General features: G+C 57.3%; 1 protein-coding gene. It reads right to left on the reverse strand.

Features of this window, described 5'->3' with window-relative positions:
* A partial coding sequence (locus tag LCF57_RS18245) for an acyl carrier protein (protein WP_226001969.1) occupies positions 1–255 on the reverse strand: 255 nt, incomplete at both ends.

A 255-nucleotide genomic window follows, 5' to 3' on the forward strand; every position in this document is an offset into this window, starting at 1 on the left:
ACGGGGCAAGCGGCCCTTGCAGGTTTCCAGCAGATCGTCTGCCAGGCTGCGGAGGGTCGGATATTCAAGAAAGATGTCATAGGTCCAGTCGAGTCCATACGCTTGGTTCAATTCGTTAACCAGTCCGGTCAGGGCCACCACATCCAGCCCATAGTCATTCCACTCTGCATCAGGGTCAATGTCCTCGGTCCCCGTTTGCAGCAGCCGGGCGACTCTTCTTATGCAATCCTCCCGCACTTGCTCCGGCAAAGCTCC

Origin of the sequence: Paenibacillus sp. BJ-4 (assembly GCF_020404765.1) — a bacterium.
Lineage (GTDB): Bacteria > Bacillota > Bacilli > Paenibacillales > Paenibacillaceae > Paenibacillus.